The sequence below is a fragment of the Actinomadura rugatobispora genome (assembly GCF_055379765.1).
In genome coordinates this window covers 6,100,558-6,124,685 of record NZ_AP029191.1, presented here as the reverse complement: position 1 = coordinate 6,124,685, position 24,128 = coordinate 6,100,558, and the positions used below count along the sequence as shown (strand labels likewise).

Sequence of the window (24,128 nt, the reverse complement as noted above, 5' to 3'; positions counted from 1 at the left end):
CACGGGTCACGAGGTGACGCCGGACGGCGCCGCCGTGGGGACGATGTCGGGCGCCCCGCGGCGCCGCGCGTCGGCCTCCTGGTCGCCGTCCTGGCTCTGCGAGTCGCGCTCGGCCTCCACCCGCTTGCGGTAGTACTCGATCTCCCGGTCGCGCTGCTTCTTCGACCAGCCCAGCACCGGCGCGATCAGGTCGGCGGCCTCCTGGACGACGCCGAGCCCGCGGTCCCAGGTCTCGATCGAGATCCGGGTGCGGCGGGCCAGCACGTCGTTGAGGTGCCGGGCGCCCTCGTGCGAGGCCGCGTACACGATCTCGGCGCGCAGGTAGTCGTCGGCGCCCGACAGCGGCTTGCCCAGGTCGGGCTTGTCGGCGATCAGCCCCAGCAGGTCGTCCACCAGGACCCCGTACCGCGACAGCAGGTGCTCGATCCGCGCCACGTGCAGCCCGGACACCGACGCCAGGCGGTAGCGGGAGTTCCACATCGCCTGGAAGCCCTCGCCGCCGACCAGCGCGATGTCGTGGGTGCACGACTCGGCGACCTTGCCGTCCAGGCCGTGCGCGACCGCGTCGATGGCGTCCTTGGCCATCACCCGGTAGGTGGTGTACTTCCCGCCCGCGACCAGCACCAGGCCCGGGACGGGATGCGCGACGACGTGCTCGCGCGACAGCTGCGAGGTCTCCTCGGTCTCGCCGACCAGCAGCGGCCGCAGCCCCGCGTACACGCCCTCGACGTCGTCGTGGGTGAGCGGGGTGTTGAGCACCGAGTTGACGTGCTCCAGCACGTACTCGATGTCGGCGCGGGACGCGGCCGGGTGCGCTTTGTCCAGGTCCCAGGCCGTGTCGGTGGTGCCGATGATCCAGTGCCGTCCCCACGGGATGACGAACAGCACCGACTTCTCGGTGCGCAGGATGACGCCCGTCGAGGAGTGGATGCGGTCTTTGGGGACCACGAGGTGGATGCCCTTGGACGCGCGCACGTGGATCTGCCCGCGCCCGCCGACCAGCTCCTGGATGTCGTCGCTCCACACGCCGGTGGCGTTGACGACCTGCTTGGCGCGCACCTCCGCGGTCGTCTGCGTCTCCAGGTCGCGGATCTTCACACCGGTCACGCGCTCGCCCTCGCGCAGGAACCCGACGCACTGGGTGCGGGAGGAGATGCGGGCGCCGTACGCGGCGGCCGTGCGCAGCACGGTCATCACGTAGCGGGCGTCGTCGACCTGCGCGTCCCAGTACTGGATGGCCCCGGTGAACGCGTCCTTGCGCAGCGACGGGGCCAGCTTCAGCGCGCCCCGGCGGGTCAGGTGCCGGTGGTGCGGGACGCCCCGCGAGCTGCCCATCCGGAACGCCAGCGCGTCGTACAGCGCGACACCCGCGCCGAAGTAGGCGCGCTCCCAGACCCGGTGCGTCGTCGGCAGCAGGAACGGCACCGGCTTGACCAGGTGGGGCGCGATCTGCAGCAGCAGCGCCCGCTCGGTGAGCGCCTCCCGGACCAGGTCGAAGTTGTACTGCTCCAGGTAACGCAGCCCGCCGTGGATCAGCTTGGACGACCGCGAGGACGTCCCGGAGGCGAAGTCGCGGGCCTCCACGACCGCCACCGACAGGCCGCGGGTGGCGGCGTCGAGCGCGGCCCCGGCGCCGACGATCCCACCGCCCACCACGACGACGTCGAACTCCTCGCGGGCCATCTGGTCGAGCGCGCCCGCACGTTCGGCCGGTCCCAGGCGCGAGCTGCCCAGTCCGGTCACCGGTGATCCCGTCATCGCGATTCCCCCTGTGCGGTGTGGGTGTCCGAAAGGTAACTACCCAACAGTAAGGACGGGACCACCCCGAGATCGCCCGATTCCGCCCCGAGATCATGTCCGGAACACGGTGAGACGCCCCACATCAGGCCCGGCGGCCCCCGGACGGCCCTCCGGACGGCCCTCCCGGGGGCCCGAAAAGCCTCAGATGGCGGACGGCGCGACGACCACCTGCACCCGCTGGAACTCCTTGAGCTCGGTGTAGCCGGAGGTCGCCATCGCCCGGCGGAGGGCGCCGATGAGGTTCATCGAGCCGTCGGCCACGTGCGAGGGGCCGTACAGGATCTGGTCCATGGTGCCGATCGTGCCCAGGTCGATGCGGGTGCCGCGGGGCACGTCGCCGTGGTGGGCCTCGCTGCCCCAGTGGTAGCCGCGGCCGGGCGCCTCGGCGGAGCGGGCGAACGGCGAGCCGACCATCACCGCGTCCGAGCCGCAGGCGAACGCCTTGGCGATGTCGCCGCTGTTGGTCATGCCGCCGTCGGCGATCACGTGCACGTACCGGCCGCCGGACTCGTCCAGGTAGTCGCGACGGGCCGCCGCCACGTCCGCGACCGCGGTGGCCATCGGCACCGCCACGCCCAGCACGGTGCGGGTGGTGTGCCCGGACCCGCCGCCGAACCCGACCAGCACCCCGGCCGCGCCGGTCCGCATCAGGTGCAGCGCCGCCGTGTACGTCGAGCAGCCGCCGACGATCACCGGCACGTCGAGGTCGTAGATGAACTGCTTGAGGTTCAGCGGCTCGGCCCGGCCGGAGACGTGCTCGGCCGACACGGTGGTGCCGCGGATCACGAACAGGTCCACCCCGGCGTCGATCACGGCCTTGTGGAACTCGGCGGTGCGCTGCGGCGACAGCCGGGCCGCGACCGTCACCCCGGCCTCCCGGATCTCCTGGATCCGCCGCCCGATCAGCTCCTCCTTGATCGGCTCGGCGTAGATCTCCTGGAGCCGGCGGGTGGCGCGGGCGTCGTCCAGCGCGGCGATCTCGGCCAGCAGCGACCCGGGGTCGTCGTAGCGGGTCCACAGCCCTTCCAGGTCGAGCACCGCCAGCCCGCCCAGCCGCCCGACCTTGATCGCGATCTCCGGGCTGACCACGCTGTCCATCGGCGCCACGACCAGCGGCATCTCGAACCGGTAGGCGTCGATCTGCCAGGCGACGCTGACCTCCTCGGGGTCGCGGGTACGGCGCGACGGGACGATCCCGATCTCGTCGAACGCGTAGGCCCGGCGCCCGCTCTTCCCCCGGCCGATCTCAACCTCAGCAGCCACTGCAGTTTCCTTCTTTCCCGGCCCGACCTGAACGTGCGGGGATGTTCCCGCCGGCCGCGGGAACACGCCGGCGGCGGAGAACAAGCCCCGGCGAGTTTACCCATTCCCGCAGGCCACCCCGCCCGCCCGGCGGGCCGTGCCGAATCGGGCCGGTACCGGGCCGGACCGGGCCTGACCGGGCCGCCGTCAGCGGTTGCGTCCCTGGTAGTTGGGGGCCTCGACGGTCATCTGGATGTCGTGGGGGTGGCTCTCCTTCAGCCCGGCCGCGGTGATCTGCATCAGCTGGCCGCGCTCCTGGAGCTCGGGGACGGTGCGGGTGCCCGCGTACCACATCGACTGGTGCAGCCCCCCGACCAGCTGGTGCGCCACGTTCGACAGCGGCCCGCGGTAGGGCACCTGCCCCTCCACGCCCTCCGGGATCAGCTTCTCCTCGCTGGACACGTCGGCCTGCGCGTACCGGTCCTTGGAGAACGACCCGCCGCGCTCGCGGTTGCGCATCGCGCCGAGCGAGCCCATGCCGCGGTACGACTTGTACTGCTTGCCGTGCACGAAGATCAGCTCGCCGGGCGACTCCTCGATCCCGGCCAGCAGGCTGCCGAGCATCACCGTGTCGGCCCCGGCCACGATGGCCTTGGCGATGTCGCCGGAGTACTGCACCCCGCCGTCGCCGATCACCGGGATGCCCGCCTCCTTGGCGGCCCGGGCGGCCTCGGCGATCGCGGTGATCTGCGGCACGCCCACGCCGGCGACCACGCGGGTGGTGCAGATGGAGCCGGGGCCCACCCCGACCTTGACCGCGTCGGCCCCGGCCTCGGCCAGCGCCCTGGCGCCCGCGTAGGTGGCCACGTTCCCGCCGACCACCTGGACCCCGGAGCTCGCCTTGATCGCGGCGACGGTGTCGGCCACGCCCTTGGAGTGGCCGTGCGCGGTGTCGACGATGATCACGTCGGTGCCCGCCTCGATCAGCGCCCGGGCGCGGCGGAGCGCGTCCTCGCCGACGCCGACCGCCGCGGCCACCAGCAGCCGGCCGTCGGCGTCCTTGGTGGAGGCGGGGTACTGCTCGCTCTTGGTGAAGTCCTTGACCGTGATCAGCCCGCGCAGCCGGCCCTCGCCGTCCACCAGCGGCAGCTTCTCGATCTTGTTGCCGGCCAGCAGCTCGAACGCGTCCTGGCGGGAGACGTCCACCGGCGCGGTGATCAGCGGCATCGGGGTCATGACCTCGCGCACCGGACGGGACAGGTCGGTCTCGAACCGCATGTCGCGGTTGGTGACGATGCCGACCAGGACGCCGCGCACGTCGGTGACCGGCACCCCGGAGATCCGGTAGCGGGCGCACAGCTCCTCGACGTCGGCGAGGGTCGCGTCGGGCAGGCAGGTGACCGGCTTGGTGATCATCCCGGCCTCGGACCGCTTGACCCGGTCGGCCTCGGCGGCCTGCTCCTCCACCGGCATGTTGCGGTGCAGCACGCCGATCCCGCCCTGGCGGGCCATGGCGACCGCGGTGCGGGACTCGGTGACGGTGTCCATCGCCGCCGACACCAGCGGGATGCGGAGGGTGATCTCCCGGGTCAGCCGGGTGGTGGTGTCGGCCTCGCCGGGCTGCAGGTCCGAATATCCCGGGAGCAGCAGCACGTCGTCGAAGGTCAGGCCCTGCGGGATGATCCGGGCGGGCTCGGCGGCGGGATTCATGATTGACCTTCCCTGGTGGCGCGGCTGGGTGGACGGCACCGGCGTGCCGGCATCGTCCGTACGCGGAGCGGGCCTGCGGGCGTACGGCCAGGTCACGACGGCCTCACTCCATGGTAGGACCCCGACCCGCCGCCCGTACGGCGGTTCGCGGCCGGCGGGGAGTGGCCTTGGTGACACACGCAACGCCTGCTTTTACCCCGGCATTCCCCAACCTTGCCGCGGCATGCGCGCCCCCGCCGCCCGTTCCGCGGCACCGTCCGGGGGCGCGGCACGCCCGGCGGCACCGGGGATTCCCGCGCCGCGGCACGCCGATCCGGACGCGGCCGTTCGCATCCGGATGACATCGGGGGGTGCACCGGACGGGGGGCGTGGCAGTAGCGTGGAAGGGTGCACGACGATGCCCCGCTCGACCCGTTCGCCGGCGATCCGGAAGACCCGGCCGCCTCGCTCGGCGACCCGGGCGAGGACGTCGCTCCGCTCAGCGTGGCGGAGCGCGAGGACGTGCTGGCCGACCTCGCCGACCTGGAGGTCTTCCGCGCCCTGCTGGAACCGCTGGGGGTGCGCGGGCTGACGGTCGACTGCGGCGACTGCGGCAAGCCGCACTACATCGACTGGGACCTGCTGCACGGCAACCTGCGGCATCTGCTCGACCAGGGCCTGCCCCGGGTGCACGAGCCGGCGCTCTCGCCCGATCCCGTCGACTACGTCAGCTGGGAGTACGCCCGGGGGTACGTCGACGGCGTGATCGACAGCGAGGAAGGCCGCGACACGCCCTGACCCGCTCCGGGCGCGATCTCTTTCCCGTCCCTTTGCGCGGACCTTTTGCGCCGGCGTCGTGCGCGGGCCTCTCGCGCGGGCCTCTCGCGCTTCAGTCGCGGTCGTAGCGCTCGCGCTGCAGGTCCGCGCGCTGCCGCCACCGCTTGCGGATCTCCTCCAGGCGGGGCCTGGTGCGCTCGCCGGCCTCGACCTGCGTCTCCAGCGACGGCACGCCCGGCCAGGACCATCCGTCGTCGGTTCCGTCCATGCGCGTGCGGGGGCGCGGGGCGGGGCCGTCCTGCAGGCCCTTGGTCCGGTCCTTGGCCCGGACGATCGTGATCCGGCGCGGCCGGTCGGGGGCGGGACCCGCGGCGCGGGCCGGGCCGCGCTCCGCGGGCCCGGTGATCGCGACCGGAAGGGGCCGTACCGGGGCCGGGGCACGGGGAGCGGCGGTCTTGCCGGCCTCGGCCCGTTCGGCTCCGGCCTTGCCCGCCTCACCGGCGGCCTCGGCGGCGCCCTGCCCCAGCGTGGTGTGCTCGGTCAGCCCGCCGCCGGCGGCGGCGACGCCGGTGCTGGCCAGCACGGCGCCGGCCACGCCCAGCGCGACGATCGCGCGGGGGCCGCGGCGGCGCGGGCCGGACGGCGGGTGGGGATGCGGCCGGTCGTCCTCGACCGCGGAACCGGCCGGCTCGCCGCCGCGGACGCCCTTGACGTCGGCGGACGGCTCCCTGGCCGCCCGGACGGCCGCGCGGCACGCGGCGGGCGCCTGCTCGTCGACATCGCTGATCAGGGCGCTCAGCAGCCGCACGGCGGGATCGTCGGGGTCGCCCTGCGCCCACGCCGCGGACGCGGCGGACGCGGCGGGCAGGGCGGTGAAGGGTGCGGTGATCCCGGCGGCGAGGCCGGGAAAGCCGGGCTCAGCCCGGGTGGAGGGGTCGGCCCTCTCGGCGGAGGCGGCAGCGCGCCGCGCCCCGAGCGCGTCGAAGATGGCGTCGGTACGGCGGACCGCACTCAGGTCGGCCGCGGGCGTCACGGCCGCTCTGCCCTGGGGCCCGCCATGGGGTGGGGCCCCGGTCTGGGGAAGGGCGGCGCCGCGGGTCGGAATCGCGGGGGGTTCGACCGGCTCGTCCGGATCCGGGGCGCCCTGGCTCCGCTCCGTCAAGCGATCGACTCCTCTCTGGCCATCGCCCGGAGCCGGGCCAGCGCCCGGTGCTGCGCGACCCGTACGGCCCCCGCTGACATGCCCAGTACATTACCGGTCTCCTCGGCGGAAAGGCCCGCGACCACCCGAAGCAGGACGAGCTCCCGCTGGTTGTCGGGCAGCCGGGTCAGCAGGTCGCGGGCGCGCTGCGCCTCGATGTAGCGCACCACGGTCTCCTCGGGTCCGGGCCGGTCGTCCGGCCCGTCCGGGAGGTCCTCGGTGGGCACGGCGGCGCGGACCGCGCTGCGCATCGCGTCGGCGATCTTGTGCGCGGCGATGCCGAAGACGAAGGAGGCGAACGGGCGCCCCATGTCGCGGTAGCGGGGCAGCGCCGACAGCACCGCGATGCAGACCTCCTGCGCCACGTCGTCGGCGGCGTGGTACTGCCCCGAGACCCTGCCGAGCCTGGCCCGGCAGTAGCGGACGACCATCGGCCGCACCTGCGCGATGAGCACCTCGATGGCGCCGGGGTCGCCCTGGACGGCCCGTGTCGTGAGGTCCTTGAGGTCTCCTTCGTCGGCTCTGGCCGTGCGTGCGGCCCTGGTCCCGCGGCCGGTGTCGCGGGGCATTGGAGGGGCCGGGCCCTCCGAGGGTTCGACAGCGCGCGCGGTCGTACTCCCGGCGAAAGCTCCCTCGGTCACGTTGAGCATGATGCCCAGCGCACTCGGGCGTGTCTCCACTGTCGAAGACAACGGAATGGTCACAGTGTGGGGACAGAGGCCCCGATACTACGCATCGCGGTCGGCCGACTCCGAACGGTGGGAGTTTTGTCCGGCCTCACCGCGCACGCAACGACATTCCCCACCAAACGCCACCAAACTCCGGCTATTCGGTCAGACAGCACAAAAGGGAGGTTCCCCACCGTTCTCTGACACAACGGCGGGGAACCTCCCCTTCGCGGCTGATCAGTGGCCGTGACCGTGGCCGTGACCGCCGCCGCCGGCGGCCTCGTCGGCCTCCTCCGGCTTCTCCACGACCAGGGCCTCGGTGGACAGCAGCATGCCCGCGATCGAGGCGGCGTTGGTGACCGCGCTGCGGGTCACCTTCACCGGGTCGATGACGCCCTGCGCGATGAGGTCGGCGTACTCGCCGGTGGCGGCGTTGTAGCCGTGGCCCGGCTTGAGCTCCTGGACCTTGGAGACGACGACGTAGCCCTCCTGGCCGGCGTTCTCGGAGATCCAGCGCAGCGGCTCGACCAGCGCGCGGCGGACCGCCTCCGCGCCGGTGGCCTCGTCGCCGGACAGGCCGAGGGCGTCGAAGCCCTCCTTGCCCACGTGCACCAGCGCGCTGCCGCCGCCGGAGACGATGCCCTCCTCGATCGCCGCGCGGGTCGCCGAGATGGCGTCCTCCAGGCGGTGCTTCTTCTCCTTCAGCTCGACCTCGGTGGCCGCGCCGACCCGCAGCACGCAGACCCCGCCGGCCAGCTTGGCCAGCCGCTCCTGCAGCTTCTCGCGGTCCCAGTCGGAGTCGCTGTTCTCGATCTCGACCTTGATCTGGTTGACCCGGCCCTCGATCTCGCCCTGGTCGCCCGCGCCGTCCACGACGGTGGTGGCGTCCTTGGTGACCGTGATCCGGCGGGCCCGGCCCAGGTCCTCCAGGCCGATGCCGTCGAGCTTGAGCCCGATGGCCTCGCTGACCACCTGGCCGCCGGTCAGGGTCGCGATGTCGCCCAGCATCGCCTTGCGGCGGTCGCCGAAGCCGGGGGCCTTGACCGCGACCGAGGTGAAGGTGCCGCGGATCTTGTTGGCCACCAGCAGCGCCAGCGCCTCGCCCTCGACGTCCTCGGCGATCACCAGCAGCGGCTTCTTGGTCTGGGCGACCTTCTCCGCCAGCGGCAGGAACTCCTGCACGTTGGAGATCTTGCCGTCCACGACCAGCACGTAGGCGTCCTCCAGGACGGCCTCCATGCGCTCGGGGTCGGTGACCATGTGCGGCGACAGGTAGCCCTTGTCGAACTGCAGGCCCTCGGTGAACTCCAGCTCCAGGCCGAAGGTGTGGGCCTCCTCGACGGTGATCACACCGTCCTTGCCGACCTTGTCGAACGCCTCCGCGATCAGGTCGCCGATCTGCGCGTCCTGCGCGGAGATGGTGGCGACGTGCGCGATCTCACCCTTCTCGCCGACCTCGCGGGCCGTCTTGAGGAGCTGGTCGGACACGTACTGCGCGGCCGCGTCGATGCCCCGCTTGAGGGCCAGCGGCGAGGCGCCGGCGGCCACGTTGCGCAGGCCCTCGCGGACCAGCGCCTGGGCCAGCACGGTGGCGGTGGTGGTGCCGTCACCGGCGATGTCGTTGGTCTTGGTCGCCACTTCCTTGGCGAGCTGGGCCCCCAGGTTCTCGTAGGGGTCCTCCAGCTCCACCTCGCGGGCGATGGTCACGCCGTCGTTGGTGATGGTCGGCGCGCCGAACTTCTTGTCGATGACGACGTTGCGGCCGCGCGGGCCGATCGTCACCTTGACGGCGTCCGCGAGAGCGTTGACGCCGCGCTCAAGAGCCCGGCGAGCGCCCTCATCGAACTCAAGGATCTTCGCCATTGCGGGAAACTCCAGTTCCTGTACTCGGCACCGGACGCGTCCGCCCCGGCCGCCCCTGCAAGCGGGCCGGTCCGGGGCGGAGCGTCACATCAGCGGTGGTTACTTCTCGATGACCGCGAGGACGTCGCGGGCCGAGAGCACGAGGTACTCCTCGTTGTTGTACTTGACCTCGGTGCCGCCGTACTTGCTGTAGAGCACAACGTCGCCGACCTTCACGTCGAGCGGCACGCGGTCGCCCTTGTCGTCGATACGACCCGGGCCCACGGCCAGGACGGTGCCCTCCTGGGGCTTCTCCTTGGCCGTGTCGGGAATGACCAGGCCCGACGCGGTGGTGGTCTCGGCCTCAAGCGGCTGGACGACGATACGGTCCTCGAGCGGCTTGAGAACAACCTTGGTGGCGGTCGTCACGATCTGACCTCCCCTTCGATTGGTCCTCGGCCGGCCATGGCGGGCCGACCGGCACATGTGACAGAAGAGGCGACCCTGGACCGGCCTGTCGTCGCGGGTGCCAGACCGACCTTGTCGCTGTGGTTGGCACTCTCGCACTGAGAGTGCCAGTCATGGAGACTATTCCGTGGCCGGTGGCCCGTCAACACGGACACGGCCGCGCGGCCCGCCGCTAACGTCCAGCCTATGGACCTCCAGGCGTTCCGCGACCTGCTCACCCCGGCGGGCCAGGCCGTGCTCGCGGCGGCGGCCGGGTCGGACCTGTCCGAGAGCGGCCTGCTGACCACCGCCACCCGGCTGCGCGAGGAGCATCCCGGCGGCCCGGTGGCCGCGGCGCTGACCCAGGCGCGGCTGCGGGTCCGCGCCCGCGCCAAGTTCGGCGCGGACGCCGACGCCATGTACTTCACGCAGGCGGGGCTGGAGCAGTCCACCCGGGCGGGCGTCGCCGCCCACCGCGCCCGCCGCTTCGCCGCGTACCTGCACGAAGATTCTCCGGATGTTCACCCGCCGGCCTCCGCCGGAGTCCTCGACCTGGGCTGCGGCATCGGCGCCGACCTGATCGCCCGGGCCCGCGCCGGCTGCACGGGCGAAGGCGTCGAACGGGACCCGCTCACCGCCGAGGTCGCCCGTGCCAACCTGGCCGCCCTCGAACTGGACGACCTGGCCTCCGTCCGGCTGGGCGACGCCCTCGACGCCGACCCCGCCGGCCGCGCGGCCGTCTTCGCCGACCCGGGCCGCCGCACCGCCCGGGGCCGCGTCTTCGACCCCCGCTCCTACGAGCCGCCCCTGGACGACGTCCTCGCCCTGGCGTCCCGGGCCCCGGCCGCCTGCGTCAAGGTCGCGCCGGGCATCCCCTACGAGGCCCTGTGGGACGGCGGCGACGGCGCCCCCCTCACCGGGGCGCCGGTCGAGGCCGAATGGATCTCCGAGGGCGGCGAGGTCAAGGAGGCCGCGCTGTGGCTGGGCGGCCTGGCCGGGGACGTCCGCCGCCGCGCCACCCTGCTCACCCCCGGCGCCCCGGCCGTCACGCTCACGCCCGAGCCCGGGCTGGGCGAGCCGGAGGTCCGCCCCTGGGGCCGGTTCCTGTACGAGCCGGACGGCGCCGTCATCCGCGCCCACCTGGTCGCCGAGGCCGCCGCGCGGGTCGGCGGCTGGCTGGCCGACCCCCGGATCGCCTACGTCACCTCCGACACCCTGGCGCCCACCCCGCTGGCCGCCGCGTACGAGATCGAGGACGTGCTGCCGTTCTCGGTGAAGCGGCTGCGCGCCGAGCTGCGGCGGCGCGCCCCCGGAACGCTCACGATCAAGAAGCGCGGCTCGGCCGTCGACATCGACCGGCTCCGCCGCGACCTGGGCTTCGGCGGCCGCTCCGGCGCGCGCCGGACGGGCGGCGAACTCGTCCTGCTGCTGACCCGGGTGGGACGCGATCCGGTCGCGCTGCTGGCCAGTCCGGCGCGCTGAAAGCGCCATTCCGCACCGAAGATCTTCGTCCGGGGAAGAACGCCATGACCGGCCGCGCCCGATGCCACAATCGGGCACATCCTCAGCACTTCCGGGTATTGCGCCGTCGGACCGCGTGCGCCGAATGAGAGATCGAATTGGCGGGCCGCCATCCCTGGCAGCACCGAGGACGCGCCGATCACCGCCTCGTTCATCCGGTTCTCCTGGTTCTCCCGGAAAACCGGGCGATGTCGCGATGGAAACAATGGTCCGAACCCGGATAACAAGTGCACGAAACAGACCCCGCAATGTTCCCCGTCCCCCGCTAGGAGCACCCTCCGAACGCACTACAGTTGGCGCTTCACGATTCATTCCCGCGCACCGCGTCACGGCACACGAAGGGGCATCGGGTGGAAACGAATCACCACTTCCTGCGGACGGGGGGTCAGCCGGTTTCGGATCGGATGAGGGAATTGCTCGCCCGGGCGGCACAGGACCACGTCTACGAGCAGCGCTCGCAAGGACAGGTCCTCGACGAGATACGCCGGCGCCTGGAGGGCATGGAGTGGCTCCTCCGCGAGGTGCGCGAGGGCGGGCTCGGCGGCATCACCGGGCAGCTCGAAGGGGTGCGCGGCCAGGTGGTGGACCTGTTCGGCAAGCCCCCCGAGTGGGCCGAGGGCCTCGCCGAGCACATCGAGTCGGTCGGCGAACGCGTCAAGCCCGTCGCCGAGCTCCCCGCGCTGTGGGCCGACGTCGGAATGGTCTCGGAGAACGTCGACGAGGGACTCACCCGCATCCAGGCCATCATCGACACGGCGCGGGACGTCACCGACGCCACCCAGCGGGCCGCGCAGCGCATGGAGGAGATGTCCAAGCGGCTGGACCGCCTCCAGGGCAGCATGGAGGCGGCCTCGGTCCGCTTCAACCGCCTCGACAAGTCGCTCGCCGAGATGGGCCACCGGGCCGAGCGGCTGGAGCACTCGATCAGCGGCGTCGGCACCCGGGTCGACCGGTCGCTGGGCGATCTGGCCGAACGCGTCGAGCAGGCCCTGGAGGCCGTCAACGGCCGCGTCGAGGGCGTCGGCGGCCGCCTCGACGGCCTCGACGGCCGGATGGAGGGCCTCTCCGGCAAGCTGACCGGCCTGGACGGCCGCCTGGAGGCCATCGACGACCGCGTCACCGAGCTCGTCCGGCGCCCGGCCTTCGACCAGGGCCACCGGTTCGACGCGCTGGAGAAGCACCTGGCCGACGCCGTCGACCCGCTGAGGGACGAGCTGCGGGCCCGCCCCGACCGCCACGAGGTCGAGGCCGCCCTGTCGCGGATCGCCAAGACCGCCCACGACGACGTCGCCGGCCGGTTCGAGACCGTCCGCGAGGAGGTCACCGCGCAGGCCGACCTCGTCTCCCGCCGGGTCGGCGGCGTCCAGGACGAGTTCTCCCGGAAGGTCGACGGCGTCAGCGAGAAGGTCGAAGCGGTCCACGAGGACGTCCTCAAACGCCTCTCCACCCTGGAGGAGACGATGCTCGCCCTCGCCGAGGCCCTGCTCCGCCCCCGCCGCGACCCCAAGGACTGACCCGCCACGCACATTGTGACGTGCACTTTGTTACGTTCCGTCTTCGTAAAATCACTCCCAATACCGATCGCCATCCGTTTTCATGGAACGCGTGACGTACACATCGGCACCCTGCCTCCGGACCGGCGCCCAGCCCAGCCGCGCGACCCTGCGCTGGGTGGAGGGCTGTCTCGGCGAGGGCGCCGTGGTGCGCATGGTGCGTCCGCTCGCCGGCGGCTCCGCGCACGCCAACCACGCCCTGCTCGTGGAGAGCCGCTCGGGCCGCGCGCACCGCCTCGTCCTGCGCCGCTGGGCGTACGGCCCCGGCACCGCCGACCGGTCACCCGAACGCGAGATCGCCGCCCTGGCCCTGCTGGCGGGCTGCCGGCTGCCGACCCCGTCCCTGGTCGCCGCCGACCCGGCCGGCGCCTACTGCGACGCCCCCGCGCTCCTGATCACCCGCCTGGACGGCCACCCGCCCCGGCCCTCACCCGACGACCTGCCCGAATACCTCATCCAGCTGGCCGCCGCGCTGCTCACCGTGCACGCCCTCGCCGGCGCGTCCACGATGCCGCCGTACGTGCCGCACAACCGCCTCGATCACCGCGCCGCCCCGCGCCACGCCCTGCGCCCCGCCCTCTGGGAACGCGCCCACGAGATCGCCGCGGGTCCACCGCCCGAGACCCCGTCCCGCTTCATCCACCGCGACTACCACCCCGACAACACCCTGTGGTCGTACGGCAAGCTGACCGGGGTGGTCGACTGGTCCGAAGCCTCCTACGGCCCCGCCGCCGTAGACATCGCCCACATGCGCCTCAACCTCGCCCTCCGCTACGGCCCCCTGGCCGCGGAACGCTTCACCGCGGCCTTCGACCAGGTCTCCGGCGGCTACCCGCACGACCCGTACTGGGACATCCGCTGCCTCCTCGACCTGCTCCCGGAAACCGACGACCACACCATCGACGAACCCACCGTCCCCCTCCTGGAGGACTACCTCGCCAGCCTGGTCTGATCCATCGTGCGGGGGGTCAGACCAGGGGCAGCGAGGAGTCGGCTGGTAGGTCGAGTTCTGAGGGTGGGCGGCCTGAGGCGAGGAGTTCGGAGCCCAGGGCGGCGACCATGGCGCCGTTGTCGGTGCAGAGTTTGGGGCGGGGGACGCGGAGGCGTATGCCGGCGTCGTCGCAGCGTTCCTGGGCGAGGGCGCGGAGGCGGGAGTTGGCGGCGACGCCGCCGCCGATGAGCAGGTCCTTGACGTCGTTCTCGTGGCAGACCTTGATGGCCTTGTGGGTGAGGACGTCGACCACGGCCTCCTGGAAGGAGGCGGCGACGTCGGCGACGGGGACGGGTTCCCCGGCGCGTTCCTTGGCCTCGACCCAGCGTGCGACGGCGGTCTTGAGGCCGGAGAAGGAGAAGTCGTAGGTGCCGTCGTCGTACTTGCCGCGGGGGAAGGGGATGGCGGCGGGGTCGCCCTCGCGGGCCCTGCGGTCGATGACGGGGCCGCCGGGGAAGCCGAGGTCGAGGACGCGGGCGACCTTGTCGAAGGCCTCGCCCGCGGCGTCGTCGACGGTGGAGCCGAGGGACCGGACGTCGCCGGTGATGTCGGGGACGAGCAGGAGCGAGGAGTGGCCGCCGGAGACGAGCATGGCGACGCACGGCTTGGGCAGGGGGCCGTGTTCGAGCTGGTCGACGGCGACGTGGGCGGCGAGGTGGTTGACGCCGTACAGGGGTTTGCCCAGGGAGAGGGCGTAGGCCTTGGCGGCGGCGACGCCGACCATGAGGGCGCCGGGGAGGCCGGGGCCTGCGGTGACGGCGAAGGCGTCGACGTCCTGGAAGGTGGCTCCCGCGTCGGCGAGGGCGCGTTCCACGGTGGGGGTCATGGCCTCGAGGTGGGCGCGGGAGGCCACCTCGGGGACGACGCCGCCGAACCGGGCGTGCTCCTCGACGCTGGAGGCGATGGCGTCGGCGAGCAGGGTGTGGCCGCGGACGACGCCGACGCCGGTCTCGTCGCAGGAGGTCTCGATCCCCAGGACCAGGGGTTCGGAGTCTCTGATCATCGTTGCTCCCCCGTGAAGCCGACCGGCGGGCGCTGCCTGCGGCGCATGACGATGGCGTCGGCGCCGGACGGCTGGTAGTAGCTCTTGCGGATGCCCACGCGTTCGAAGCCGAAGCGTTCGTAGAGGCGGCGGGCGGGGTCGTTGTCGGCGCGGACCTCGAGGAAGACCTCCTCGCTGCCGCGCCGCCCGGCCTCGTCGAGCAGCTCGGTGAGGAGGGCGGCGCCGAGGCCGGTGCCGCGCCGGCCGGGCAGGACGCCGATGGTCTGCACGTCGGCCTGCCCTCCGGCGGCGGCGAGGCCGGCGTAGCCGACGAGGGCGCCGCCGGGGTCCTCGGCGACCACGTAGTGGCGGGTGCGGGGCTGGTCGGAGAGCTCGCCGCGGAGCATCTCCTCGGTCCAGGCGTCGTCGGGGAACAGGGCCCGTTCCAGCAGGACGACGGCGGGCAGGTCGTCTTCGGTCATCCGCCGGAGGTGCGCGCTCATCGGGGCGTCACCTTCTTGCGCGGGCCGGGTTCGCGGGCGTCGGGACGGCGCAGGTAGAGGGGCTCGGGCGGCAGGAGTTCGGGGCCGGCGGCGCCGGAGAGGCGGGAGACGACCAGTTCGGCGAGGGCCCCGGCGGAGGGCAGGAGCGGTTCGGGTTCGTGGCCGCGGGCCAGGGCGTCGGGGTAGAGCGTGGCGCCCTCGCCGAGGACGGGGATGTCGGCGGGCACGTCGGCGGGCGGGCCGACGGCGGGGCCGTTGGTGCGGGCGCGGGCGGAGTCGTACCGGGCCCAGTAGACCTCTTTGCGGCGGGCGTCGGTGGCGACGGCGAACGGGGCGGTGCGTCCCGACTCCCAGGCGATGATGTCGAGGGTGCAGACGCCGTGGACGGGGACGCGGAGGGATTCGCCCATGGCGCGGGCGGTGACGAGGCCGACGCGCAGCCCGGTGTAGGGGCCGGGCCCGACGCCCACGGCGATGGCGCTGAGATCGGCGGGGGCGGCGCCCGCCTCGGCCATGACCTCGGCGATGGAGGGGGTGAGCAGCTCGGTGTGCCTGCGCCGGTCGACGTTGTCCGCCGAGCCGCGGCGGCGCACGCCCTCGCCCGGGGACCACTCGTAGAGCGCCACGGTGATCGCGGCCGTCGCGGTGTCAAAAGCCAAGACCAGCACGGGTGAAAAGGTTACTGCGTGCGAGGCCGGACAGCACCCGCCGGGCGGGGCGCGTCAGGTCGCGTTGAGGGCTTCGACCACGCTCTTGGCCGCTTCGGTGGCGCCGTTCATGGCGTCGGAGGAGCCGAGGGGCTTGCCGTCGTTGCCGCCGGAGTAGTGAATCGTCACCAGGACGTTCGCCACGCGGGCGTTGGCGATGGCCTCGCCGGAGCCCTGGCCCTCGTCGACGCTGTAGACGACGTAGCCCTCGTTGCCGACGCCTTCGAGCGGGGCCTTGTCGGTCAGTTCCTGCCCGGCCAGCAGGGCCTTGCCGGATTCGTCGGCCTTGCGCTCGGTCTGGAAGGTGCCGGCGGCGGTGTCGGTGGGGGTCTTGCCCTGGGCGCCTTCGAGGGCGCGGAGCTCGACGGTCAGCTGCCGCTTGCGGTCGCCGGTGTAGGCGCCCCAGACGCACTGGTTCTGCCGGTCGCTGCTCTGGTAGCTGTCGGCCTGGGTGCGGTCGGCGTTGGGGGCGAGCCTGTCGGCGACGTCCTTGGTGAGCAGTTCGCAGGCGTCGGGGACGAGGGACCGCTCGCCCTTGGACGGCGCGGAGCTCTCGGCGGCGCCGCTGCCGACGACCTGGCCGGCGTCCCGTTCCTCGCCGGCGCCGACCCCGCTGAGGATGGCGAACGCGGCCAGCACGCAGGCGCCGACGCCGGCGACCATGCCGACGAGGATCATCCCGAGGCGGCGGCGCCCGGTCTTGCGCTCGCGGACGATGCGGTGGCTGCCGGTGCCGGACGATCGGCGGCCCGGCGCGTGCTGCCCGCCGCGCCGGTACTCGCCGCTGCGGGTGCCGTATTCGCCGCTGCGGGTGCCGTAGGGGCCGCTGCCCGCCGTGCCGTGGCCGCCCGTTCCGTACGCGCCGCTGTCCCGGTCGGTCGCGGGGACGCCGTACTCGCTGCCGGGGATGGTGTAGCCGCCGCTGACGGTGCGGTATTCGCCGCTGCGCGGGTCGTACTCTCCGCTGCCGGAGGGGCCGTATCCGTAACCGCCGCCCTCCGTACGGTAACCGCTGCTCTCCGTACCGCCATGGCCGTCGGCGCGCCGGCTTCCGCCGCGATGGTCACCGCTCACCGGAACCCTCCCGAGGGAAAGCTGATATGTCGCGAAGGTGAGGTTCTTTCCGGCAAAGAGTATGACATCTCTACGTAAAGTGGTCTCTTCCTGAAGGTCCAAAAACGAGAGGGTCCTTCTATCACTTCAGTGCGGTGGCCAGCCCCGCCCAGCGCCCGCCGATCCCGATGATCTTTACCGTCCGGGCCTCCGAAGGGCCCTCGGAGCGGGAAATGATCACTTCCAGCCGGGCGTCGGCAAGGCCCTCGGCGAGGCCCTCGCCCCATTCCACGATCGTCACGGAGTCCTCCGCGGAGGCGTCCAGATCGAGGTCGTCCAGTTCCGCGAAACCGCCCAGCCGGTAGGCGTCCACGTGCACCAGCGCGGGCCCGCCGGCCAGCGCGGGGTGCACCCGGGCGATGACGAAGGTGGGCGAGGTGATCGGCCCGCGCACCCGCAGCCCCTCGCCGATCCCCTGCGTCAGCGTGGTCTTGCCCGCGCCCAGGTCGCCGGTGAGGACCAGCAGGTCGCCGGCCCTCAGCAGCCCGCCCAGCCGCAGCCCCAGCGCCCGCATGTCCGCCGCGGTGGGGACGTCCAGGCCGACCTCCAGGACGGCCTCCTCGTTCATCTCCACGCCCATCTCCGGTTCGTTTCCTCCCGTCACAGCGGTCACAACGTTCTCGCACGCTCTCTCAGGCCACGTCGGACGCGCCGGTCAGGCCGTGCGCTCCAGGCGCTCGGGCCGGATCCGGTCGATCAGCCGGCGCACGCCGCCGGTCACCACGCCCGGGTACTCCAGCGGCAGGACGTGCCCGGCCTCGCCCACCTCGACGTACTCGGCGTCGGGCAGCGCGTCGGCGATGCTGCGGCCGTGCTCGGCCGGGGTCAGCCGGTCCTCGCCGCCGGACAGCACCAGCACCGGCACCCGCCCGATGACCTCCAGGGCCGCCGCCTTGTCGTGCGCGATCAGCTCCGGGTAGAACTCGGCGATCACGTCGATCGGGGTCGCCCTGATCATCTGCTCCAGGAAGTCGACCACGGTGGGGCTCACGTACCGGTCGGCGAAGGCCATGTGCCGGGTGACGATGAACGCCAGGTCGGCGCCGAGGGCGCGGGCCCGCTCCACCAGGTCGGCCCGGCGGCCCAGACCACGCAGCGTACCGGGCGCCAGCGGCCGCACCACCTTGGCCAGGACCATGGGCAGGCCCAGCGTCATCTCGGCGAGGTCGCCGCAGGAGGTGTTGACCAGCGCGACCGCGACCACGCGGGGTCCGCCTCCGGCGGCCGCGCGGGGCGCCGGGGCCGTCTTCCCGGCCGGCTCCGTCTTGGCGCTGACGCGGGCCTTCCCGCCGGTCGCCGCGGACTTGGCCCGCTTCGAGGCGGCCTTGCCCGCCGCCTTGCCGGCGGCCTTGACCTTGGCGCCCTTCCCGGACGCGTCGCCGACCTTGCCGACGCCCTTGCCGGTGGTGCGTTCGGCGACCTTCTCCGTCACGGCGGCCCCGGCGGCGCCGCCGTCGAACAGCTCCGGATGCCGGTCGGCCAGCGCCATGACCGACATGCCGCCCATCGAATGGCCGACCAGGACGACCGGGGCGCCCGGCTGGACGGTGGCCTGCAGCACCGCGTACAGGTCCTGGCCGGTCTGGTCGATCGTGGCGTCCGTCGGCTTGCCGCGCCCGGACCGCCCGTGGCTGCGCTGGTCCCAGAACACCAGCCGCGGCCGCGCGTCGCCGGGCCGCAGCCGGGGCAGGTCACGGCGCTGGAAGTGCCAGGCGTCCTGGTTGAGCGTGTAGCCGTGGCTGAACACGATGGTCAGCGGCGCGTCGTCGGGGCCGTCGACCTCCACGTGCAGCGGCACGCCGTCGTCGGCATGCACGGTCAGCCGCCGGCCGCGCAGCTCGCCGAACGGCTCGTCGGCGTCGGGGTCGGGCCGCAGCCGGACCCGTCCCACCGCCAGCCGGCGCAGCCCCACCGCGGCGCCGACGCCGGCGGCGCCGACGCCCGCGACCGCTCCGGCGATCCCGATCCTGCGCCCGCGACCGCTACCCATGCACGCTCCCTCCGGCGGTCTGCCCCGTGTAGACCCGGGGGACCCTCGACCCGATGCGGGTGACGATCTCATACGAGATGGTGCCCAGCGCGTCCGCCCACTCCTGGGCGGTGGGCTCGCCGCGGTCACCCGGCCCGAACAGGACGATCTCGTCCCCGGCGGCCAGCTCGTCGTCCCCGAGATCGATCACGAACTGGTCCATGCAGACCCGCCCGGCGATCCGGCGCCGCCGCCCGCCGGCCAGCACCTCCAGCAGGCTGGAGCCGTGCCGGGGGATGCCGTCGCCGTATCCGGCGGGCACGACGGCCAGGTTGGTCTCCCGCTCGGTGATGTAGGTGTGCCCGTACGACACGCCGCTGCCGCCCGGGACCCGCTTGACCAGCGCGGTGTCGGCAACGAGGGTCATCGCCGGGCGCAGCCCGAACGTCCCCCGCTGCGGCACGGGCGTCAGCCCGTAGGTGGCGATGCCGGGCCGGACGAGGTCGAACCGGGCGTCGGGCAGCGTCAGCGCGGCGGCGGAGTTGGACAGGTGCCGCACCTCGGGCCTGACCCCGGCCTTCTCGGCGTGCTCCACCATCTCCCTGAACACCGCGAGCTGGCGGGCGACCGACGGGTGACCGGGCTCGTCGGCGCAGGCGAAGTGCGACATCAGGCCGACCACGCTCATCGTGCCGGCGGCCTCGGCGGCCAGCGCCGCATCCACCAGCGGAGGCCACTCGGCGCCCCACGCGCCGCCCCGGGACATGCCCGTGTCGGCCTTGAGGTGCACCCGCGCGGGACGCCCGGCCCGTTCCGCGGCGGCGGCGATCTCCTCGACCAGCCAGGGGGCGCCGGCGGTCAGGTCGACGCCCTCCGCGATCGCCCGGTCGTACGGCTCGCCCGGGACGCCGACGCAGGCCAGCACCGGCACGCCGGTCACCCCGGCCGCGCGCAGCGCCAGCGCCTCGGCCACCTTGGCGACGCCCAGCCAGGTGGCACCGCCGGCCAGCGCGGCCCGGGCCGCGGGCACCAGCCCGTGGCCGTAGGCCTCGGCCTTGACCATGGCCATGACCTCGGCGCCGCCCGCGCGCTCGCGCAGCAGGGCGATGTTGGCGCTGATGGCGTCGAGATCGACGCGTGCCTCCGCTGGACTCCTCATGGTTACCCAGTGTGCCGCCCCCTGGGCGTGGACGAACCGTGAACGTGCCTGCTCACACAGGTCCGCCGCGTCCCCCCTGGACGGCCTGCCCCTCCCCCTCGATCAGCTCTTGACGTTCTTTTACCCGTTCGGACGCCGAGGACTACCCGAGGGCGCGGAAGGCGGCGGGCAGCGCCGTGATCACGTCGTACGCGCTGATCGGGGCCATGCCGTCCGCCTCCTCCGGGCCCGCCGAGGCGATCCGTGCGGCCAGCCCGTGCAGGTACGCCCCGGCCGCGGCGGCGTCCAGCGCGGGCATGCCCCCGGCCAGCAGCGCCCCGGCCAGCCCGGACAGCACGTCCCCGGTCCCGGCCGTGGCCAGCCGCGGCGTGCCCGTCGGGTTGACCCGCACCGGCCGGCCCTCCTCCGCGATCAGGGTGGTCGAGCCCTTCAGCAGCACGGTCGCCGGGAGCTCGGCCGCCGCCCTCTGGACGTGCTCCAGCCGCGCGGCCTCGATCTCCTCCCGGTCCGCGCCGATCAGCCGGGCCAGCTCGCCCGCGTGCGGCGTCAGCAGCGTGGGCGCGGGGCGGCGCAGCAGGTCGCGGCGGCGGGCCAGGACGGTGAGCCCGTCGGCGTCCACCAGGACCGGGAGGTCGGTGCCGAGGACCGCCTCGACCAGCGCCTCGGCCTCCTCCCCCGTCCCGAGCCCGGGGCCGACCACCCACGCCTGGACGCGCCCGACCCGCTCCAGCTCCTCCGCCTTCGGCTCGATGACGGTGGTGACGGCCTCGGGCCAGCGCTGCCGTACCAGCTCCACCGGGTGCCGCGCGGACGCGAACCGCACCATGCCCGCTCCCCCGTGCACGGCCCCGCCCGCGCACAGCACGGCGGCGCCGGTGAACTCCTCGCCGCCCGCGAGGATCCCCACGACGCCGCGCCGGTACTTGTCGGACTCGGGGCCGGGCTCGGGCGGCCGGACGTCCTCGGGCCAGGCCGCGACCACGTCGGGGTCGGGCAGGTCGGGGCCGAGCCCGATGTCGACCAGCTCGACCACGCCGCAGTGCGCCGCGCCCGGGTCGATCAGCAGGCCGGGCTTGTGGGTGCCGAAGGTGACGGTCACGTCCGCACGGACGGCGGCGCCCTCGACCCGTCCCGAACTCGCGTCCACCCCGCTGGGCACGTCGCAGGCCACCACCACACCGGGCGAGGCCGAGGCGAGGGCGGCCAGCGTGGCGTGCGGTTCGCGCAGCCCGCCCGTGCCGCCGATCCCGGTGAGCCCGTCGATGATCAGGTCGGCGGCTCCGGTGAGCGCGGGGGCCGCCTCGGGCCCGGTCACCCGCCCGCCCGCGGCCCGCAGCGCGCCGACCCCGCCCTCGTGGAGCCTGGACCCGGCCTGGACGGCCGTGACGCGGGCGCCGCGCCGCGCCAGCCGGGCCCCGGCGTACAGGGCGTCGCCGCCGTTGTCGCCGCCCCCCGCCAGCAGGACGACCTCCGCCCCGTAGACCCGGACGAGCAGCCGGGCGCAGACGGCGGCGAGCCCGGCCGCCGCCCGCTGCATCAGCGCCCCCTCCGGCAGCCGCGCCATCAGCGCCCGCTCCGCCGCCCGCACCTTCCCGACCTCGTGCGCGTACCTCATCCGCACCCATCCCCTGCTCGGTCCCCGGCCCGGAGCCTGCCCGGGTCACGCGGGCTCATTCCGACTCGGCGATCACGACCGCGGTGGCGATGCCGCCGTCATGGCTGAGCGAGACGTGCCAGCGGGACACGCCGCGGGAGGCGGCCGCGGCGGCGACCGTCCCGGACACCCGCAGGTCGGGCCGCCCGTCCTCGGCCCGCGCGACCTCCGCGTCGGTCCAGCGCAGCCCGGCGGGCGCGCCCAGCGCCTTGGCCAGCGCCTCCTTGGCGGCGAACCGGGCCGCCAGCGAGCGTCCCGCCATGTCCCGCTCCACCTCGGTGAACAGCCGTTCCCGCAGCCCCGGAGTGCGCTCCAGGGAACGCTCGAAACGGGCGATGTCCACCACGTCGATCCCCACTCCCACGATCACCCGTCCAGGTTCCCACGGCGCCGCCGGCGCCCCCGGGGCGCCTTGGAACGGCCCACCCGAGTGACCTGGTGGAACGGTGTGCCGAAGAGTCCGGTCTTTGATCGGAAGTCGAGTGCGCACGGCTTCGCGTGCAAGTTACGGTTTCACCTGGACGGGTGATCCCCGCCCCCCATCCGACGACCGTGCCGTCGCCCACCTCAGCCGGGCAGGAGAGGCCGCCGCCATGAGCGCATCCCCGAGACCTTCCGTCCGCCAGCGCCGGCTCGCCGCCGAACTGCGCCGGATGCGCGAGCAATACGGCCTGACCGGCGACGACGTGGCCGACCGGCTCAGGTGGTCGACCGCCAAGGTGAGCCGGATCGAGAACGCCCGCACCGGAGCCAAGATCGCCGACGTCCGGCTCCTGCTGGACCTGTACGAGATCGGCGGCCCCCGCCGCGAGGAGATCGTCGCCCTGGCCCGCGACGCCGCCGAACGCGGCTGGTGGGAGGAGTACCGCGACCTGATCGGCGGCTATCCCGACTACATCGCCATGGAGGCGGAGGCGAGCCTGATCCGGCAGTGGGAGACGCACACCGTCCCCGGGCTGCTGCAGACCGAGGCGTACGCCCGCGAGGTGGTGTCGGGGTGGAACACGATCGCCGCCACGCCGCCGCGCGAGATCGACCGGCGGGTCGAGGTCCGCATGCGGCGCCAGGGGATCCTGCGGCGCGAGCCGGGTCCGGCTGAATTGTGGATCGTCGTCGACGAGTCGGTTCTGTGGCGACTGGTCGGGGACGAGTCCGTCATGGCACATCAGATCAGTCATCTCAGCACGCTCATGGAACTGCCCAATGTACGACTTCAGATATTCCCACTAAACGCACCACACCCACTCATGGAAGGCTCTTTCACGCTCCTTGAGTTCGCCGATTTCCATGACGTCACGTTCCCCGATATCGTGCACACCGAGAGTCTCGCGGTGAGCCATTTCGAGGACGAGGTGACCACGCACCTCTACCGGCTCGCGCATGCGACATTGGCCGAGGCCGCGCTGGATCCCGCCGAATCCCGGAGCTTCATCGCGGAGATTCTCCACGCATGGCAGGAAAAAATACCAGACCGCGGTCTCTGAACTAAAGGATGTCGCGTGGCCTCCGCTGAAAATCAACCGATCTCCTGGCGCAAGAGCAGCCGTTGCGCAGCCAACGGCACTTGCGTCGAAATCGCCGCCATGGCGTCCGTACCGGCCATCGCCGCCCGGGACGCCAAGCACGGCGACGCCAGTCCGGTCCTGCTGTTCTCATCCAGGGAATGGCGCGCTTTCACCGACCGGATCAAGCGCGGGGAGTTCGAGCAGTCGCTCTGAGGACACACACCTCCGAGGACACGCCGCGATGAGGGGGCCCGGCCGACCGCCGGGCCCCTCGTCATGTCCGGATGTCAGGCGTCTTGTCCGGAGTCTGTCCGGGGCCTGTCGGGCGTCCGTCGGGGGTCATGTCCGGCGCCATGTCCGGTCTATAGCCGATTTGTCCTATTCGTCTTCCTCCGGGGTCACCATGGCTTCGCCGCCACGGACCCCGCCGTATCCCGCCACTATTCGGTGGCGTGATAGTGAGCCGCCCGGTGACCTTTAATGGCGGTGGTACGACTCGCGCCGGCCCCGCCGGCCGGCCCTATCGAGGAGGTCGCATGCGACCCGACAGGGCGATCCCGTTCCACTGGCGGCGCAGTCTCCGCTGCCAGTCCAACAATGGCTGCGTCGAGGTGGCCCCGGCGGCGGGCGCGGACGCCGGCCCGGACGGACCGGCGGTCGTGATCCGGGACGGCGCCGCGCCCGGCGACGACACCTTCCTTTTCCTCACCCCCGCCGCCTGGCGGGCCTTCGTCACGAGGGTGAAAACGTCATGAGGGTGAAAACCGGCACCCCGATTCCGTCCCCGGCGAGCGAAACATGGAAT

General features: G+C 73.3%; 23 protein-coding genes. 7 read left to right on the top strand and 16 right to left on the bottom strand.

Translation table 11 applies throughout. The features are described 5' to 3' along the window. Positions 1 to 6 precede the first annotated feature (6 nt). From glpD to guaB, 3 genes are all read right to left on the bottom strand, one after another. Positions 7 to 1,758 (bottom strand): glycerol-3-phosphate dehydrogenase, encoded by a 1,752-nt coding sequence (gene glpD / locus ACZ466_RS27515; protein ID WP_378284804.1) that lies wholly within the window; start codon positions 1,756 to 1,758, stop codon positions 7 to 9. Between the two features lie 183 nt (positions 1,759 to 1,941). Then, positions 1,942 to 3,063 carry a GuaB3 family IMP dehydrogenase-related protein gene (locus tag ACZ466_RS27510; RefSeq protein ID WP_378284805.1) on the bottom strand — a complete coding sequence of 374 codons (1,122 nt, stop codon included), beginning with the start codon at positions 3,061 to 3,063 and terminating at the stop codon, positions 1,942 to 1,944. 186 nt (positions 3,064 to 3,249) lie between these two features. After that, positions 3,250 to 4,752, bottom strand: coding sequence for an IMP dehydrogenase (gene guaB, locus ACZ466_RS27505; protein WP_378284807.1), 1,503 nt, complete (start codon positions 4,750 to 4,752; stop codon positions 3,250 to 3,252). A gap of 387 nt (positions 4,753 to 5,139) precedes the next feature. Between guaB and ACZ466_RS27500 the strand changes: the two genes are divergently transcribed. Beyond that, positions 5,140 to 5,529, top strand: coding sequence for a DUF5319 domain-containing protein (locus ACZ466_RS27500; protein WP_197009482.1), 390 nt, complete (start codon positions 5,140 to 5,142; stop codon positions 5,527 to 5,529). Positions 5,530 to 5,620: 91 nt separating this feature from the next. Here ACZ466_RS27500 and ACZ466_RS27495 read toward each other — a convergent pair whose 3' ends face one another. From ACZ466_RS27495 to groES, 4 genes are all read right to left on the bottom strand, one after another. Continuing rightward, the gene (locus ACZ466_RS27495) at positions 5,621 to 6,670 is read right to left on the bottom strand and encodes a hypothetical protein (protein WP_378284808.1); all 1,050 of its coding nucleotides are present in this window, start codon (positions 6,668 to 6,670) and stop codon (positions 5,621 to 5,623) included. Further along, positions 6,667 to 7,278 (bottom strand): sigma-70 family RNA polymerase sigma factor, encoded by a 612-nt coding sequence (locus tag ACZ466_RS27490; protein ID WP_378284877.1) that lies wholly within the window; start codon positions 7,276 to 7,278, stop codon positions 6,667 to 6,669. The genes ACZ466_RS27495 and ACZ466_RS27490 overlap by 4 nt, the downstream gene beginning before the upstream one ends. Positions 7,279 to 7,614: 336 nt before the next feature. Next, entirely contained in the window at positions 7,615 to 9,240 is a 1,626-nt protein-coding gene (gene groL, locus ACZ466_RS27485) for a chaperonin GroEL (protein ID WP_378284809.1), read from the bottom strand. Positions 9,241 to 9,339: 99 nt separating this feature from the next. Then, the gene (gene groES / locus ACZ466_RS27480) at positions 9,340 to 9,648 is read right to left on the bottom strand and encodes a co-chaperone GroES (RefSeq protein ID WP_464043989.1); all 309 of its coding nucleotides are present in this window, start codon (positions 9,646 to 9,648) and stop codon (positions 9,340 to 9,342) included. A gap of 225 nt (positions 9,649 to 9,873) precedes the next feature. Here groES and ACZ466_RS27475 point away from each other — a divergent pair, with 225 nt between their 5' ends. The 3 genes from ACZ466_RS27475 (at position 9,874) to ACZ466_RS27465 (ending at position 13,692) form a co-directional block, all read left to right on the top strand. Further along, positions 9,874 to 11,148 (top strand): class I SAM-dependent methyltransferase, encoded by a 1,275-nt coding sequence (locus ACZ466_RS27475; RefSeq protein WP_378284810.1) that lies wholly within the window; start codon positions 9,874 to 9,876, stop codon positions 11,146 to 11,148. A 443-nt stretch (positions 11,149 to 11,591) separates the two neighbouring features. Then, complete coding sequence (locus tag ACZ466_RS27470) at positions 11,592 to 12,701, top strand: hypothetical protein (protein ID WP_378284811.1); 1,110 nt, start codon at positions 11,592 to 11,594, stop codon at positions 12,699 to 12,701. A 91-nt stretch (positions 12,702 to 12,792) separates the two neighbouring features. Further along, positions 12,793 to 13,692: a phosphotransferase family protein gene (locus tag ACZ466_RS27465; RefSeq protein ID WP_378284812.1), complete on the top strand. Its 900-nt coding sequence runs from the start codon at positions 12,793 to 12,795 to the stop codon at positions 13,690 to 13,692. A gap of 16 nt (positions 13,693 to 13,708) precedes the next feature. Here the strand turns inward: ACZ466_RS27465 and tsaD are convergent, their stop codons facing one another. The 9 genes from tsaD to ACZ466_RS27420 all read right to left on the bottom strand — a co-directional run bounded on the left by tsaD (position 13,709) and on the right by ACZ466_RS27420 (position 22,188). Beyond that, on the bottom strand, positions 13,709 to 14,734 hold the full coding sequence (gene tsaD / locus ACZ466_RS27460; RefSeq protein ID WP_378284813.1) for a tRNA (adenosine(37)-N6)-threonylcarbamoyltransferase complex transferase subunit TsaD: 1,026 nt from the start codon (positions 14,732 to 14,734) through the stop codon (positions 13,709 to 13,711). Next, complete coding sequence (rimI, locus tag ACZ466_RS27455; protein ID WP_378284814.1) at positions 14,731 to 15,216, bottom strand: ribosomal protein S18-alanine N-acetyltransferase; 486 nt, start codon at positions 15,214 to 15,216, stop codon at positions 14,731 to 14,733. Before rimI ends, tsaD begins: the two co-directional genes overlap by 4 nt. Beyond that, positions 15,213 to 15,884 carry a tRNA (adenosine(37)-N6)-threonylcarbamoyltransferase complex dimerization subunit type 1 TsaB gene (gene tsaB / locus ACZ466_RS27450; RefSeq protein ID WP_378284815.1) on the bottom strand — a complete coding sequence of 224 codons (672 nt, stop codon included), beginning with the start codon at positions 15,882 to 15,884 and terminating at the stop codon, positions 15,213 to 15,215. Before tsaB ends, rimI begins: the two co-directional genes overlap by 4 nt. 54 nt (positions 15,885 to 15,938) lie before the next feature. Further along, the gene (locus ACZ466_RS27445) at positions 15,939 to 16,997 is read right to left on the bottom strand and encodes a hypothetical protein (RefSeq protein ID WP_378284816.1); all 1,059 of its coding nucleotides are present in this window, start codon (positions 16,995 to 16,997) and stop codon (positions 15,939 to 15,941) included. 121 nt (positions 16,998 to 17,118) lie between these two features. Next, positions 17,119 to 17,616, bottom strand: coding sequence for a tRNA (adenosine(37)-N6)-threonylcarbamoyltransferase complex ATPase subunit type 1 TsaE (gene tsaE / locus ACZ466_RS27440; protein ID WP_378284817.1), 498 nt, complete (start codon positions 17,614 to 17,616; stop codon positions 17,119 to 17,121). Between the two features lie 75 nt (positions 17,617 to 17,691). Next, positions 17,692 to 19,026 (bottom strand): alpha/beta hydrolase, encoded by a 1,335-nt coding sequence (locus ACZ466_RS27435; protein WP_378284818.1) that lies wholly within the window; start codon positions 19,024 to 19,026, stop codon positions 17,692 to 17,694. After that, entirely contained in the window at positions 19,019 to 20,164 is a 1,146-nt protein-coding gene (gene alr / locus ACZ466_RS27430; protein WP_378284819.1) for an alanine racemase, read from the bottom strand. Before alr ends, ACZ466_RS27435 begins: the two co-directional genes overlap by 8 nt. 142 nt (positions 20,165 to 20,306) lie before the next feature. Further along, the gene (locus ACZ466_RS27425; RefSeq protein WP_378284820.1) at positions 20,307 to 21,779 is read right to left on the bottom strand and encodes an NAD(P)H-hydrate dehydratase; all 1,473 of its coding nucleotides are present in this window, start codon (positions 21,777 to 21,779) and stop codon (positions 20,307 to 20,309) included. 55 nt (positions 21,780 to 21,834) lie between these two features. After that, positions 21,835 to 22,188 carry a holo-ACP synthase gene (locus tag ACZ466_RS27420; protein ID WP_378284821.1) on the bottom strand — a complete coding sequence of 118 codons (354 nt, stop codon included), beginning with the start codon at positions 22,186 to 22,188 and terminating at the stop codon, positions 21,835 to 21,837. A gap of 223 nt (positions 22,189 to 22,411) precedes the next feature. On the opposite strand from ACZ466_RS27420, the gene ACZ466_RS27415 reads away from it, so the two are divergent. The 3 genes from ACZ466_RS27415 to ACZ466_RS27405 all read left to right on the top strand — a co-directional run bounded on the left by ACZ466_RS27415 (position 22,412) and on the right by ACZ466_RS27405 (position 24,078). Next, complete coding sequence (locus ACZ466_RS27415; protein WP_464043988.1) at positions 22,412 to 23,302, top strand: helix-turn-helix domain-containing protein; 891 nt, start codon at positions 22,412 to 22,414, stop codon at positions 23,300 to 23,302. A gap of 15 nt (positions 23,303 to 23,317) precedes the next feature. After that, a complete protein-coding gene (locus ACZ466_RS27410; protein WP_378284823.1) occupies positions 23,318 to 23,536 on the top strand; it encodes a DUF397 domain-containing protein in 219 nt (72 codons plus the stop codon). Between the two features lie 323 nt (positions 23,537 to 23,859). Continuing rightward, on the top strand, positions 23,860 to 24,078 hold the full coding sequence (locus tag ACZ466_RS27405) for a DUF397 domain-containing protein (protein ID WP_378284824.1): 219 nt from the start codon (positions 23,860 to 23,862) through the stop codon (positions 24,076 to 24,078). The last annotated feature ends 50 nt before the right edge of the window (positions 24,079 to 24,128 follow it).